16 protein-coding genes are annotated in these 14,646 nt (G+C 41.5%); 14 read left to right on the forward strand and 2 right to left on the reverse strand.

Annotation, left to right across the window (positions count from 1 at the left end; translation table 11 throughout):
- Window positions 1-7 precede the first annotated feature (7 nt).
- On the reverse strand, window positions 8-433 hold the full coding sequence (locus OTG27_RS01065) for a VanZ family protein (RefSeq protein WP_057278178.1): 426 nt from the start codon (window positions 431-433) through the stop codon (window positions 8-10).
- A 152-nt stretch (window positions 434-585) separates the two neighbouring features.
- Between OTG27_RS01065 and spoIIQ the strand changes: the two genes are divergently transcribed.
- From spoIIQ to OTG27_RS01105, 8 genes are all read left to right on the forward strand, one after another.
- Window positions 586-1,539 (forward strand): stage II sporulation protein SpoIIQ, encoded by a 954-nt coding sequence (spoIIQ, locus tag OTG27_RS01070; protein ID WP_268935983.1) that lies wholly within the window; start codon window positions 586-588, stop codon window positions 1,537-1,539.
- Between the two features lie 434 nt (window positions 1,540-1,973).
- A complete protein-coding gene (gene spoIIID, locus OTG27_RS01075; RefSeq protein WP_034315767.1) occupies window positions 1,974-2,246 on the forward strand; it encodes a sporulation transcriptional regulator SpoIIID in 273 nt (90 codons plus the stop codon).
- A gap of 308 nt (window positions 2,247-2,554) precedes the next feature.
- Entirely contained in the window at window positions 2,555-3,556 is a 1,002-nt protein-coding gene (gene mreB / locus OTG27_RS01080) for a rod shape-determining protein (RefSeq protein ID WP_057278176.1), read from the forward strand.
- A 277-nt stretch (window positions 3,557-3,833) separates the two neighbouring features.
- On the forward strand, window positions 3,834-4,673 hold the full coding sequence (locus OTG27_RS01085) for a flagellar hook-basal body protein (RefSeq protein WP_268935984.1): 840 nt from the start codon (window positions 3,834-3,836) through the stop codon (window positions 4,671-4,673).
- Window positions 4,674-4,721: 48 nt separating this feature from the next.
- Window positions 4,722-5,564: a flagellar hook-basal body protein gene (locus OTG27_RS01090; RefSeq protein WP_268935985.1), complete on the forward strand. Its 843-nt coding sequence runs from the start codon at window positions 4,722-4,724 to the stop codon at window positions 5,562-5,564.
- 168 nt (window positions 5,565-5,732) lie between these two features.
- The gene (locus tag OTG27_RS01095) at window positions 5,733-5,987 is read left to right on the forward strand and encodes a DNA-directed RNA polymerase subunit beta (protein ID WP_053087418.1); all 255 of its coding nucleotides are present in this window, start codon (window positions 5,733-5,735) and stop codon (window positions 5,985-5,987) included.
- A 128-nt stretch (window positions 5,988-6,115) separates the two neighbouring features.
- Window positions 6,116-6,544 (forward strand): 3-hydroxyacyl-ACP dehydratase FabZ, encoded by a 429-nt coding sequence (fabZ, locus tag OTG27_RS01100; protein WP_034315755.1) that lies wholly within the window; start codon window positions 6,116-6,118, stop codon window positions 6,542-6,544.
- A gap of 270 nt (window positions 6,545-6,814) precedes the next feature.
- Window positions 6,815-7,144, forward strand: coding sequence for a hypothetical protein (locus OTG27_RS01105; RefSeq protein ID WP_268564559.1), 330 nt, complete (start codon window positions 6,815-6,817; stop codon window positions 7,142-7,144).
- Window positions 7,145-7,257: 113 nt separating this feature from the next.
- Here the strand turns inward: OTG27_RS01105 and OTG27_RS01110 are convergent, their stop codons facing one another.
- Window positions 7,258-7,692, reverse strand: coding sequence for a YwpF family protein (locus tag OTG27_RS01110; protein ID WP_034315749.1), 435 nt, complete (start codon window positions 7,690-7,692; stop codon window positions 7,258-7,260).
- Window positions 7,693-8,051: 359 nt separating this feature from the next.
- Here OTG27_RS01110 and ssb point away from each other — a divergent pair, with 359 nt between their 5' ends.
- The 6 genes from ssb to OTG27_RS01140 all read left to right on the forward strand — a co-directional run bounded on the left by ssb (window position 8,052) and on the right by OTG27_RS01140 (window position 14,504).
- The gene (gene ssb, locus OTG27_RS01115) at window positions 8,052-8,414 is read left to right on the forward strand and encodes a single-stranded DNA-binding protein (RefSeq protein ID WP_053536875.1); all 363 of its coding nucleotides are present in this window, start codon (window positions 8,052-8,054) and stop codon (window positions 8,412-8,414) included.
- Between the two features lie 442 nt (window positions 8,415-8,856).
- Complete coding sequence (locus OTG27_RS01120) at window positions 8,857-9,861, forward strand: ABC transporter ATP-binding protein (RefSeq protein WP_148666451.1); 1,005 nt, start codon at window positions 8,857-8,859, stop codon at window positions 9,859-9,861.
- Window positions 9,842-10,810, forward strand: a complete 969-nt coding sequence (locus tag OTG27_RS01125) for an ABC transporter ATP-binding protein (protein ID WP_057278171.1) — start codon at window positions 9,842-9,844, stop codon at window positions 10,808-10,810. Before OTG27_RS01120 ends, OTG27_RS01125 begins: the two co-directional genes overlap by 20 nt.
- A gap of 42 nt (window positions 10,811-10,852) precedes the next feature.
- Window positions 10,853-12,469, forward strand: a complete 1,617-nt coding sequence (locus OTG27_RS01130) for an ABC transporter substrate-binding protein (protein WP_214811234.1) — start codon at window positions 10,853-10,855, stop codon at window positions 12,467-12,469.
- Between the two features lie 115 nt (window positions 12,470-12,584).
- Entirely contained in the window at window positions 12,585-13,589 is a 1,005-nt protein-coding gene (locus tag OTG27_RS01135) for an ABC transporter permease (RefSeq protein ID WP_034316217.1), read from the forward strand.
- Between the two features lie 12 nt (window positions 13,590-13,601).
- The gene (locus OTG27_RS01140) at window positions 13,602-14,504 is read left to right on the forward strand and encodes an ABC transporter permease (RefSeq protein ID WP_048685793.1); all 903 of its coding nucleotides are present in this window, start codon (window positions 13,602-13,604) and stop codon (window positions 14,502-14,504) included.
- Window positions 14,505-14,646: the final 142 nt, after the last annotated feature.

A 14,646-nucleotide genomic window follows, 5' to 3' on the forward strand; every position in this document is an offset into this window, starting at 1 on the left:
CCATCTCTCATTTCTTTTCGTTTAATTTTTCTATAAAGGTCAAAAAGCCCCGTTTACGCTTGAAATAATGATATTGGACATGAAAATAAACTGCAGCTACCCCAATGATATCTTTAATGACATCTATTATGCTGGAAGAGCGGTACGGGACGAAAGATTGATGGTATTCATCGATCACTCCATAAAGGCAAGCTACAAGGGCAGCCAACAGGCTTAAACCAGGTCTCAGTTTTTGGTGTGCAGCAAGTGCCGAAACAAATAATATATACAAAAGGGCAAATTCGACCAAATGAAGTGCCTCTTTGATAAATCGGTCAAATGACGATGAGGGAAGATCAAGAATCATATCATCGGGGTTGCTCGACATTATCCAAATGGCAATCATATATAGAAAAGGCAATAACGTTAACACAAGTTTAAAAGCTTTTTTCATGATTTAAACGTCCTTCAACAGTAAGATACCAAACATTTTACCATTCTACGAATAAAATCGGTTTCATTTCCACAAAATAAATCTAAAAAAAATTTTTCCTGAATGTATATAATTTTAACAAAATGTTCAGAATGATTGCTGAGGTGATTAATATGAGAGAGGAAGAAAAGAAACCAACTTCCACAATCCGACGTATACTAAAACAACGTTGGGCATTATCAGCAATCTATATCGCAAGTGCAGCCATAATCTTAGCCGCGGCCTTCTTATTACAAAATAGTTTTAATGATTCAGCTAAAGATGGCAAAGAGGAATCGGCTGAAACAGGAAAAAACTATGGTGAGCCTTCTGTAGAGGTTAATAGCAATCTTGAGACAATCAAGATGCCTGTGGCCGATGCAGACAAATCGGTTATCAAGAAACAGTTTTATGATGTGAATGCGGATGAAAAGGCACAAGAAGAAGCATTGGTTTTCTACAACAATAGATATGAGCAAAACAAAGGTATAGACATTGCAATGGAAGATGGAAAGTCTTTCGATGTAAAAGCTTCCTTAAGTGGAAATGTAACGAAAGTTCAAGACGATGCGTTACTTGGAAATTTAGTTGAAGTAGAGCATGAAGATGGCGTTGTTACTCGTTATCAATCTGTTAAAGACATTAAGGTTGCAGTCGGTGACAAAGTGAAACAAGGACAAGCAATTGCTACAGCCGGAAAAAGCCAAATCAATGAAGAGGCTGGCGTACATGTCCACTTCGAAATCAGAAAAGATAACATTGCGTTAAACCCACTTGATTTTGTTGATAAACAAGCTTCTGCGATTCAATCTGCAACTGAAGCTGAAGCTGATAAAGAAGAAACACCTGCAGTTGAAGGATCAGAAACTGACAAAGAAACACCTGCAGTCGAAGGGTCTGAAGCTGACAAAAAAGAAACACCTGCAGTCGAAGGATCAGAAGCTGACAAAGAAGAAACGCCTGCAGTTGACGAAACTGACGAGAGCACTGATTTAGAGAGTGGCACTGATGAGGAAGGCTCTGTCCCTGGTGAAGATACAACTGAAGAAAGCGATTCCTTAAAAGATTCGTTAAATCAATCTAATTAAGATTAAGATTTTTAATAAAATCAAAACAAAAACCTAGAGCGTTACGAATGACAACAACTGAAAATTTGGTAAAAGGAGGCCGTTCACTTTGAACGGCTTCTTTTTTTCTTTCGGGGAAATATTGGCCAATATGCTGAAACCTTTGAATTTCTGACAAATTTCTCGGGAAATAATTAACGTTTAATGAAAATAAACAGATGAAAATCAGAAATAAATCCAAACCTCCTGTCCCATTAGGCATATATTCTTAACCAAGCTAATAAGATGTTATAAACCATGCAAAGAGAGTGTTTGAGGTGAGGAATCGTTTATTACAAATTATCTAATAGGTGAATAATTCTATCTTTCATTGTTTATAGGGCAGCGGTATTCGATTCGAAAAATACGAATCTCATTTCACACTTCTCACATCCAATTTGGGGAGGTCGAGTGGTGTGCACGATTACATCAAAGAAAGAACTATCAAGATAGGAAAGTATATCGTGGAAACTAGAAAAACAGTCCGCGTCATTGCAAAAGAGTTCGGAGTCTCTAAAAGCACAGTGCATAAAGACTTAACTGAGAGGCTGCCAGAAATTAATCCTGATTTGGCTAACGAAGTGAAGGATATATTGGATTATCATAAATCCATTCGTCACCTTAGAGGTGGAGAAGCGACAAAATTAAAATACAAACGTTCTGAAAGAGAAGAAGAAATCGTTAAATGATACTTGAATCATTCCGGCAATTGGAAGTGAATCGGGCTATCGGGGAATGAATAAGGGGACATGAAAGTGAGTGTCAGCTTTTTCTTAACCTTGATGCGGTTCCATGCCGGGATTTTTTTAATGGTAAAATACGGTAAGGTAGTGCATAAGGCATTGATTTTTTTTACATATTGTCAAAATAGGAAATAATAGTCTGTATTAGTGTTTATTTATAATTCATACTTACTTGTGTCAATGCAATATGGTAAAATAAACAATTAGGACAGAAGTAGGTTATATGTGAGGATATTCAAGGAGGATTTAAGAAAATGTTTGCTAGAGATATTGGGATAGATCTTGGAACAGCCAATGTTCTTATACATGTCAAAGGTAAAGGAATTGTGTTAAATGAGCCTTCGGTAGTCGCGATTGATAAGAATACGAACCGTGTTCTTGCCGTCGGGGAAGAAGCTCGAAAAATGGTAGGCCGTACTCCAGGAAACATCATCGCAATCCGTCCTTTAAAAGACGGTGTCATTGCAGATTTCGATGTAACAGAATCGATGCTTAAGCATTTTATCAATACATTGAATGTGAAAGGCTTTCTTTCAAAGCCTAGAATTTTAATTTGCTGCCCGACCAACATAACAAGTGTCGAACAAAAGGCGATTAAAGAAGCTGCCGAAAAAAGCGGCGGGAAGAAAGTATACCTTGAAGAAGAGCCGAAAGTGGCCGCAATCGGTGCCGGTATGGATATTTTTCAACCAAGCGGCAATATGGTCGTAGATATTGGCGGGGGTACAACGGATATTGCCGTTCTTTCAATGGGGGATATCGTTACATCTTCATCCATCAAAATGGCCGGTGACAAATTCGATAATGAAATATTACATTATATCAAGCGGAAGTATAAGCTCCTGATTGGTGAACGTACTGCGGAGAACATTAAAATCCAGGTTGCAACCGTCTTCCCTGGATCTCGTAATGAAGTCATCGATATCCGTGGGCGTGATATGGTATCGGGATTGCCTAGAACCATTTCGGTCAATTCTGAAGAAATTGAGGAGGCACTTCGCGAGCAGGTTTCCATCATTGTACAAGCTGCAAAAAGCGTACTTGAGCGGACGCCGCCAGAGCTTTCTGCTGATATCATCGACCGCGGCGTCATTTTAACAGGCGGGGGAGCCCTGCTTCACGGGATTGATTTACTTCTTGCTGAAGAACTAAAGGTTCCAGTACTCGTTGCCGAGCGGCCAATGGATTGTGTAGCAATCGGAACAGGTATCATGCTTGATAATATGGATAAATTGCCACGGCACAAATTCAACTAAAAAGCGGGTGGAAATCCGCATCATAAGATAGGGGTCTAAGGTTCAGACAAACGTGAGGCATAGTGAAAGTGCGTGCAGTTCCAGTACTGATGAGCAATAGGCCCTCTTCTTTTAGTCGAGAATTTAACACCATTCCTTTAAATTTGACCTAACCTACGATATGACAAATTCTTCTGCCTAATGCTTCTCCTTTTCCTTAAGATACTGATGTTCATGACCGATAAGATAGATATGAGATATTGAACGGATAAGTTATGTAGATTGGGGAGTGAAGAAGATGTTAAGAGGTTTTTATACGGCTGCTTCCGGGATGCTTGCACAGCAAAGGCGCACGGAATTACTCACAAACAATATGTCCAATTCGAATACAACAGGGTATAAAGCGGATCAATTGAGTGTAAGGTCTTTTCCGGAAATGCTCATAAGCAGCATGGGTGGTGAAACGGTTCCCACGGAGAGTAAATTGGGCATGTCCGGCTTTTCCCAGGTTGGGGGGCTAAGTACGGGCGTTTACGTACAGGAGGCGAATCCTTTATTTACCCAGGGAACATTGGAGGAAACCCAGCTTGATACGGATATTTCCCTTGTTGATGAAAACCTACCGATCAATGAGGAAACGGGTCGGCAAGGCTCGGTGTTTTTTACTGTCCAGGATGGCGATGGTGCTATCCGTTATACGCGTAACGGCAGTTTCACCCTGGATGGGCAAGGTTATCTGACTACGCCGTCCGGTCATTATGTATTGAACGAAAATAATGAAAAGATCCAGCTTGATAGCGATCGATTCACAGTAGCGGAAAACGGTGTTATTTTAGAAGGAAATGTTCAAATCGCACGTTTGGGGATCTGTTATTCGGATGATCCGTCATTACAGCTCATGAAAGATGGCGAAGGTCTATATAAGGCTGTGAATGATGGGGATTTACCTAGCGCATACGCGGCTGCGGATGTCGGTTTTTCTACTAGGCAGGGCTTTCTTGAAGGCTCCAATGTTGACCAATCGAGAACGATGACAGAAATGATGTCGGCATACCGCTCTTTTGAAGCAAGTCAAAAGGTGCTTCAAGCCTATGATAAAAGTTTGGATAAAGCGGTCAATGAAGTTGGCAGGCTTTAATTAAGCAGTAGGTGAAATTCGGAAATTTGAACTGTAAGGGGAAAAACCATGAACCGGACGATGATGACGGCGACGAATACGCTGAACCAACTTCAAAGTAAAATCGATCAAATAAGTAATAATATCGCGAATGTGGACACGACAGCCTTCAAAAAGACCCAAACGAGTTTCAATGACTTATTGACACAGAGTTTCAATAATCAACCGAGTGAGACCAAGGAAAAAGGAAGGTTGACCGCACCTGGCATCCGGCAGGGAACAGGTGCTATGTTAAGCCAATCTCAATTGGTGCTTTCACAGGGTGCCTTAAAGACGACGGACCGCAACCTTGATGCAGCATTCACCCGGGATGACCAATTCTTCACCGTAAGCGTTCAGGACGATAATGGGGTCAATACAAGGCTTACAAGGGATGGTGCCTTTTATTTATCCCCTAATGCTAACGATCAAATGATGCTTGTTACCTCTGCTGGACATAAAGTACTTGATGAAAATGGTGAACCGATCCTCATAGAGGGAAATATTAAAGACATTAAGGTTTCGGAAAATGGCTTATTGATAGTGGATACGGAAGAATATGGCGAGAAGAGTTTTGGGCTCGGAATAGTCTCGGTCAAGAAACCGCAATTTCTTGACCGGCTAGGCGGGAACTTACTTGGCCTGCCCAAAAACTTCAATGCCTTGGGTGTTACGGAAGTCGATATCATGACTGCATTAACAGGGAATTCCCGCAACCAGGCAGCGGTCCGTCAAGGTACCCTGGAGTCCTCGAATGTCGATCTTTCCAAAGAAATGACGAATCTAATCAATGTTCAGCGGTCTTACCAATTTCAATCCCGGGCGGTAACGATGGCAGATCAAATGAGCGGATTAGTCAATGGAATCCGTTAAGGTACCTGGTAAATAAAATGTCTCCCTGCGGAATTAGAGCAAATCGGTTATAATGAATTCATAACAAGAGAAATCATTCGTGCCGACCATTTTGCATAGCTGCTGAATTTCTGGCGTATCGGGGAAATCAGTCGGCGAGTTTTCTTAAAAGGAGCTTTCACATTCTATATGGAACAAAATCGTGTAATGAGACAACAAATTGAAGAAGAGATAAAGGAAGTTGAGGCGAAACCGAATCGTAGGATCAAGGTCCGTCTTTTGCCAATTTGGCTTCGTTTACTCATTGTTATCGGATTGATTTTCATTGCTGTATTATCCGGGGCACTATTAGGATATAGTGTGATTGGCGGAGGACATGCAATGGATGTTTTCCAAAAATCCACATGGACCCATATTTTTGATATAGTGAACAAGGGCGCGTAGTTCCATGTTTTTTTGAAGTAGTTGCTGTCGTTAACGGATTTATATTTCATGGCAACTACGCCTCTGTCTAGATGACAGGGGCGAGTTTACGTTATGTTTGAAATATTTAAGTCATAGGAGGAACAAATATGCTAGATATCACACAAATAAAGGAAATTATTCCGCATCGTTACCCATTCTTATTAGTCGACCGGATCATAGAAATTGATGAAGGGAAAAGAGCGGTTGGATTGAAGAATGTCTCGGCAAATGAAGAATTCTTTAATGGCCATTTCCCCGATTATCCAGTTATGCCTGGAGTTTTAATTGTAGAGGCCTTAGCGCAGGTTGGCGCTGTAGCCGTCTTGAAACAAGAAGAATATAAAGGCCGGCTTGCATTTTTCGCTGGGATTGATAATTGCCGCTTTAAAAAGCAAGTTAAACCAGGTGATCAGCTGCGTCTGGAAGTGGAAATAGTGCGTATGAGAGGTTCAATGGGTAAAGGGAAAGCAGTTGCAACGGTTGATGGGGAAACAGCATGTGAAGCCGATATCATGTTTGCTTTTGGTGACAAATAAGATTCTTTTTCCTTAACTATATATTTCAAAAAGAGGTTTAAGGAATCGTGAAGCGGTGTATATAAAAAGCACTGCATTGCTTTTTTAAAGCAAGAGCGGTTTTTAGATCTTTCTATTCTCCCTTTGAATGCCGGACATTTTAATGTCCGGCATTTTTTAATGTTTAATTCCAAATAGCAGATTTTCTTTTTAAATTTAAAATAGGACGCAAGTTATTTTCATATTCGGGCAAAATACCTAATGATAAAGAAAGAAGGGAGGTTGCCAAAAATGATGAAGAAAATTTTTGCACTACTTGGGGGATCTTTATTATCTATTATGTTCCTTGCTGGATGTGGAAATAATGATGATAATGATAAAAATCCCGCACCAGAGGATGATAACAACATCATAGAAGATGATAACAATGACAATGGTGTAAATGATAACAACGGTACAGATGATAACAACGATAACGATGATGGCGTGCTTGATAACGACAACGACAACGACAACGATGATGACATCCTTGATAACGACGATAATAACGATAATAACGTCGATGATGATGCAGATGACTTGATTAAAGACGATGATAAAAATGACGACAAAAATAAGTAATTAGCACAGAATGAGAAAGACTGCTTAGGCAAAAAAGGATTAATATCCTTATCCGTCTAAGTCAGTCTTTTTTATGTGCATTCGATTTGGGGATGGAAATTAAGGGAAGGGTTTTATTTATTAGTTGCTAATTTAGGCTTTGAGCGGATTTTTTGCTTGAACTCTTTTATAAGTTCATCGCCGACGAGACCTTTTTGGACCAAATCTTCAAGAAGGAGTTCTGCATATTTGCTCCGTGTTTTTTGGATGTGACCAACAAATAAAAGGCTATAATGATTGCCCACTTTTCTTATTGTACGTAAAACAGTTTGAAACAAAGCCGGTTCATTGTCCTTTTTGGTAATGACTGCCTGGATATACACCTCTCCGTCTATATCGGGAAGTGAGGGTTCAAGCTCTTTGAAATGTTTTTCTTCTACAAAGGCTTCCAGTAACCATGATCTAGCATCGTTTTCTTTATTTATGATCAATCCATCTGTTAATGCAATATCAATCAAGTTTAAATTTTCAGTAACAATTTGCAACGAGATCAATTTGAATGATTTCATCTAATTCCTCCGTTTCTTGCAAGAAAGAGCGGCGATTACCTCTCTTAAACGTAAATTTTTAAAGGGTACATATCGATTAATCCTTTTAAAGGTAATTATATCATACTAAAAAAAAGTCTCTTAATGAAATGAAAACCCAACATTTGTCTAAATTATGAAGGATGGAATAAAAATTTGCAAAATATTTAATTTTGTTAACTATTCGTTTTTTACCTGGTTTTAATCACTAAAAAATGTTTTTGCACCAATCTAAACGACTTTTTATGAAGAAAAACGGTGTAATAAAATCATTTCCTCCATTTTTTAATCGATGGAAGAAAGCGTATGATTAAAATAATTAAAGAGGAAGGAGTGAAACAATGATTAACCAAGTTACCCTCGTCGGCAGGCTTACGAAGGATCCAGAATTAAGATACACACCTGATGGCAAGGCTGTTTCCAATATCACATTAGCAGTCAACCGGAACTTCCGTAATACTGTCGGTAACTATGAGGCAGACTTTGTACAGTGTATCATATGGAAAAAGTCGGCTGAAAATACTGCTCAATATTGTAAAAAAGGAGCCATAATCGGCATAACTGGCAGAATACAAACAAGGAGATACGAAAATCAGGAGGGTAAATATGTATATGTAACTGAAGTGGTCTCCGAGAGGGTTCAATTCATCGGAACTAAACAAAATGATGGAAAGCCCAAGGATTTTGAACATATTGGTTTATAGTGTTACGTGAAGGTTGGGCATGCTAGCTTGCTTAACAAAGAATTGATTTAAGAAAATGTAAGATTTAAATTCGATACACAAAAAAAGTATTTATATGACCATAATGAATAACCAATGCCAAGAATTACAGGGATTTTTTATGAAACTAGGCAGTAGCATATAGAATTTTTTTCATCCATTCATTCCCCAAAGCTAATATGGCTTTTTCTCCGCAGTAATCCCCGATTTACCCTCAAAAAAATTGAGTTATATGATTTCCCTCTTGTAATGATTGCAAATAAGCAGTCTTTTTTTTGTGCCAAAATGTGTGTAAACAGAAAAAAATAAAAAATAATTCTGTTAAATTAGAATTTTTAGAAAATATATTGTAATATTTTAATTTTGATGCAATAATAAACCCAATAATATAATGGAAAATAAGTTATATATAGGAAGTGATTTGATGGACGAACCAATTATTAAGGTTAATGGGCTTCGAACCAGTTTTCGTACGGACGATGGGGTGATCCCTGTCGTGAATTCAATCGATTTTCATGTCAATCCTGGTGAGGTTTTAGGGATTGTAGGAGAATCGGGATGCGGAAAAAGCGTAACTTCTCTGTCCATCATGGGTCTTGTTTCTTCACCGGCTGGTAAGGTGGAGGGGGAAATCCTTTTTAAAGGAGAAAACATCGCAAATGCCTCTGAAGCGAAAATGAGAAAAATTCGCGGAAATGATATTGCGATGATATTTCAGGAACCGATGACAAGCTTGAATCCCGTGTTCACTATTGGCGAGCAGTTGGTCGAGACGCTTCGGATACATAAAAAATGGAATAAAAAGCAGGCACGAAATAGAGCGGTGGAAATGTTGAAGTTGGTTGGGCTTGGCCGTGCCGAAGAATTGCTCAAAGAGTATCCGCATCAGCTTTCTGGCGGAATGAGACAAAGGGTCATGATAGCAATGGCCATGATTTGTGAGCCTAAACTCCTTATAGCCGATGAACCGACAACGGCTTTGGATGTGACGATTCAGGCACAAATCCTGGAATTAATGAAGAATTTAAATAAAGAAACAGACACGGCAATCATGATGATTACCCATGATCTTGGGGTAGTGGCGCAAATGTGTGAACGTGTCATTGTCATGTATGCCGGCAAGGTGATAGAGGAAGGAAATGTGCAAACGATTTTCCAAAACCCTAAGCATCCTTATACGGTCGGTTTACTTCAGTCGATTCCCGATATGCGAATAAAGAAAGAGCGCCTTTACTCGATACCAGGTAATGTGCCAAAACCTGGGACAAGCAACCTAGGGTGCCAGTTTGCCCCCCGCTGCTCCCATGCCATGGAACAATGTATAAATGAGACCCCGTCTCTACTGGAATTCGATGAGGGTCAGCATGTTCGCTGCTGGCTTTATGAAGATGGGAAAGGAGCTTCCTTGCATGAATCAAACATTGGTTAAGGTAGAAAACCTAAAGAAGCATTTTCCGATAAAAGGAGGGGTTCTGGGAAAGACCATTGGAGAGGTTAAGGCAGTTGATGGTTTGTCTTTTTCCATTTATAAAGGGGAAACCTTGGGGCTTGTCGGTGAAAGCGGTTGCGGAAAATCCACGACGGGAAGATTATTGCTTCGATTGCTTGAGCCGAGCGAGGGCAATGTTTATTTCGAAGGAAAGGACCTGACAGCTTTATCTTCCAGTGAAATGAGAAAGATGCGCCGTGAGATGCAGATGGTTTTCCAGGACCCATTCGCCTCCCTCAATCCCAGGCATACTATTGAAAAAATTTTGGAAGAACCGCTCATCGTCCACGGGGTTAAAGATAAAAAGGCGCGAAAGGCCCGTGTACAGGAACTACTTAAGGTCGTTGGCCTAAGCAGTTACCACGCTAAAAGGTATCCGCATCAATTCAGTGGGGGCCAGAGGCAGCGTATTGGCATCGCGAGGGCACTTGCAGTCAATCCCAAACTGATCATTGCAGATGAGCCGGTATCTGCACTGGATGTGTCGATTCAGGCCCAGGTCTTGAATCTGTTGCAGGATTTGCAGGAAGATTTTGATTTGACCTACTTGTTCATTGCTCATGATCTTGGAGTGGTAAGGCATATCTCCGACCGTGTCGGTGTCATGTATCTCGGACATATTGTTGAATTGACGGAAAGTGAAGGGCTTTATGAAAATCCGCTTCACCCATATACACAGGCTTTATTATCGGCCGTGCCCATTCCGGATGTGGAATATAAGGGGGATAGGGTAATCCTGCAGGGAGATGTTCCAAGCCCATCAAACCCGCCCAGCGGCTGTCCATTCCATACGAGATGTCCGAAGGCGATGGCAGAATGCAATACGGACAAGCCAATCCTGACTGAACATAAACCTGGTCACTACGTTGCTTGTCATCTATACAATTGACACGACGTATACATAAATTCGCAAATAATAAGGGGGAAGAATATGAAGAAAACATTGGCATTGTTGCTGACTGGTATCCTGGCTCTTTCGCTGGCTCTTGCGGGATGCTCCTCGTCTACATCAAAAGAGAAAGATGATGGTAAAGGGGGATCGAGTGAAGCGAAGGGCGGCGTATTGATATACGGTAAAGGCGGAGATGCTGTCGGTCTTGACCCAGCTATCGTAACCGATGGGGAATCATTCATCGTCACTCAGCAGATTTTTGAAACGCTTGTGAAATATGGGGAAGATGATACGGAAATCAAACCGGGTCTTGCAAAGTCATGGGAAGTGTCCGATGACGCGAAAACATACACATTCAAATTGGAAACCGGAATCAAGTTCCATGATGGTACGGATTTCAATGCAGATGCGGTCGTAAAAAACTTTCAACGATGGGCAAAAAGTAAGGATGAAGGGAAATTTGCGTACTATGCCTCCATGTTCGGAGGATTTGAAGGCGATGAAGGTCATGTTATCAAAGAAGTAAAAGCGATCGATGCCAGCACGGTGGAATTCACTTTGAACCGTCCGCAGGCGCCGTTCCTGAAAAACCTTGCCATGCCTACATTTGCTATAGCCAGTCCTGATGGAATTGAAAAAGAGGGTGACGACTTCACTAAAAACCCATCTGGTACAGGTCCTTTCAAGTTCAAATCATGGAAACCTGGCGATACGATTGAAGTGGTGAAAAACGATGACTATTGGCAAGATGGACTGCCTAAACTTGATGGAGTCACGTTTAAGGTCATTAAAGATAACTCTGCGCGTTTAAATGCTGTAATCAAAGGTGAAATCGACCTAATGGACGGTTTGAACCCAAGCGATATCAGCAAAGTTACAGGAGATGACAAACTGCAGTTATTCGAACGTCCTTCCATGAATGTCGGCTACTTTGCATTCAATGTTGAAAAAGCACCATTCGACAAAAAGGAAGTACGCCAAGCTATCTCTCACCTAATTAACAAAAAAGAAATCATTGATAACTTTTTCGAAGGCACGGCGGAGCCTGCCAAGAATCCAATGCCACCATCCGTTTCTGGATACAATGACAACATTGAAGACTATGATTACGATGTCGAAAAAGCGAAAGAACTTCTGAAAAAGGCCGGATATGAAAAAGGATTTAAAATGGATCTATGGGCAATGCCAGTACCACGCCCGTATATGCCAGATGGTCAAAAAGTGGCTGAGGCCATTCAAGCGAGCTTAAAGCAGGTTGGTATCGAGGCAAATATCGTTTCATACGAATGGGCTGCATATTTAGAGAAAGTGCAGGCTGGTGAGGCTCAATCCTTCATGCTAGGCTGGACAGGCGATAATGGAGATGCAGATAACTTCCTTTATGCCTTATTGGATAAGGATAATATCGGCTCAAATAATTATTCCCGTTATGCAAATGATGAAGTGCACGATCTATTGATCGAGGCACAGTCCACGGCAGATGAAGACAAGCGTAATGAGTTATATGGAAAAGCCCAGGAAATCATCCATGATGAAGCTCCATGGGTTCCGCTTGTACACTCTTTACCTCAGTTAGCCGGATCTAAGACGGTCAAAGGGTTTGTTCCACATCCAACTGGTTCACAATCCCTTGTTAATGTTTCTCTAGAAAATTAACCGTACGAACCGGGTAGTATGGAGTCTTGCATGCTTCCCGGTTTTGTTATGGAATGCATTTCAAAATGATCCAGGGCGCTTCGAAGGACCCTAATTTAAAAGGCGGGTGATTGTTTTGTTTTCCTATACCGTACGACGTTTAGGATCTCTCATTCCGGTGTTACTCGGAATGGCGTTTATTGTGTTCATGATGATACGGGCAATTCCTGGAAATCCAGCACAGGTGATTTTAGGGCAGCAAGCAACGGAAGAGGCAGTCGCTGCGATGACAAAGGAACTTGGCCTGGATAAACCTTGGTTCATTCAATTTTGGGATTACTTATCAGGCCTGTTAAAGGGGGACCTGGGTGTTTCGTTAAAAACGAATAGTCCGGTTTCGGAAGAAATAGGACCATACTTGATGGCCACGATAGAACTGGCCTTGATCGCGATGATCATCGCCGTGGTCATAGGCGTGAATGCAGGGATAGTATCAGCTTGGTTTCAAAACTCATGGTTTGATTATGTCGCCATGGTGATTGCGTTGATTGGTTTGTCCATGCCTATTTTCTGGCTGGGATTAATGGAGCAATACATCATTTCAATTCAATGGGATTTACTTCCGACGACAGGGCGGGACAATATCAGGGATCCTGTTGAGGCCATAACCGGTCTGTATTTGATAGATACACTCATGGCTGGCAGGGTTGATCAGTTTTTCGAGGTGATCAAGCATCTCATTTTGCCGGGGATAGCGCTTGCTACCATTCCGATGGCGATTATTGCAAGGATGACACGTTCGTCCATGTTGGAAGTCATGAGATCGGATTTCATTCGTACAGCTCGTGCTAAAGGAATGAAAATGTTTTGGGTTGTTTACAAGCATTCCTTTAAGAATGCCTTGATTCCAGTGGTGACGGTTATCGGTCTGCAGACAGGATTACTTTTAGGCGGCGCCATTTTAACGGAAAACATTTTTGGATGGCCAGGTATCGGTACATATATTTATGATGCAATCCTATCTCGGGATTATCCGGTGATACAGTCCGGAATTCTAGTCATCGCCTTTTTGTTTGTCATGATTAATCTAGTTGTGGACTTGTTGTACGCAGCGATCGATCCTAGGATTAAGTATAAATAGGGAGGGAAACTCATGCCTGAAATAGCAACGAATACTCCGCCAATCCTTCCTCCAAAAGAGGCAGAGGAAAAAGTCATCTCTCCCTGGAAGGAAGGCTGGAAAAGCTTTAGGAAAAACAAGGTAGCCATCGTGGGTCTGGGGATTGTTTCATTTTTCATCTTAATCGCCATCTTCGCGCCCGTTATAGCACCTTATTCATTTGATGGGCAAAAGCTAAGTGATAAACATTTGGCCCCGTCTGCGGAGCATTGGTTCGGAACGGATGAATTTGGCCGGGATATTTTGAGCAGGGTCATTTATGGCTCGCGCATTTCAATAGGGGTCGGCTTCTTATCTGTTGCCGGATCTGTTGTGGTTGGGTCTTTTTTGGGGATCATTGCCGGTTATTACGGCAGGTGGATAGATACGATCATATCGAGGATTTTTGATATTATTCTGGCCTTTCCTAGTATCTTGCTTGCCATTGCTGTCGTTGCCGTTTTGGGGCCCTCCCTTCGCAACGCACTTATTGCCATCGCCATCGTCAATGTCCCGATATTCGGCCGGCTTTTACGGTCACGGGTCTTAACGGTGAAAGAAGAGGAATATGTAACGGCTGCAAAGGCAATTGGAATGGGGGACGGCCGCATTCTCCTTCACCACGTCCTTCCGAATAGCCTTGCACCGATTATTGTTCAAGGTACCTTGGCGATTGCAACAGCCATCATTGAGTGCGCAGCACTCGGCTTTCTCGGCCTCGGTGCACAGCCGCCAGCACCAGAGTGGGGGAAAATGCTCGCCGATTCCAGGGCGTTCATCATTCAAGCGCCATGGACGGTTCTCTTCCCTGGACTTGCGATCATGCTTACGGTACTCGGCTTTAACCTAATGGGGGATGGGCTGCGTGATGCCTTGGATCCAAGAATGAAAAACTAGAAGTAAAAGGGTGATGTTAGTTTAACATCACCATCTTTTTGCCGTTTATCCTGTAAATCTAACAAAATATGAAAAATAATAAAAAAATCCTAGTTCTAAATAGGAAAATAGTGACTATTACCCCTTAAAATCACCCCAAAAG

Source organism: Peribacillus sp. AS_2, from assembly GCF_026891895.1.
In the GTDB taxonomy this organism is placed as follows: Bacteria; Bacillota; Bacilli; order Bacillales; family DSM-1321; genus Peribacillus; species Peribacillus frigoritolerans.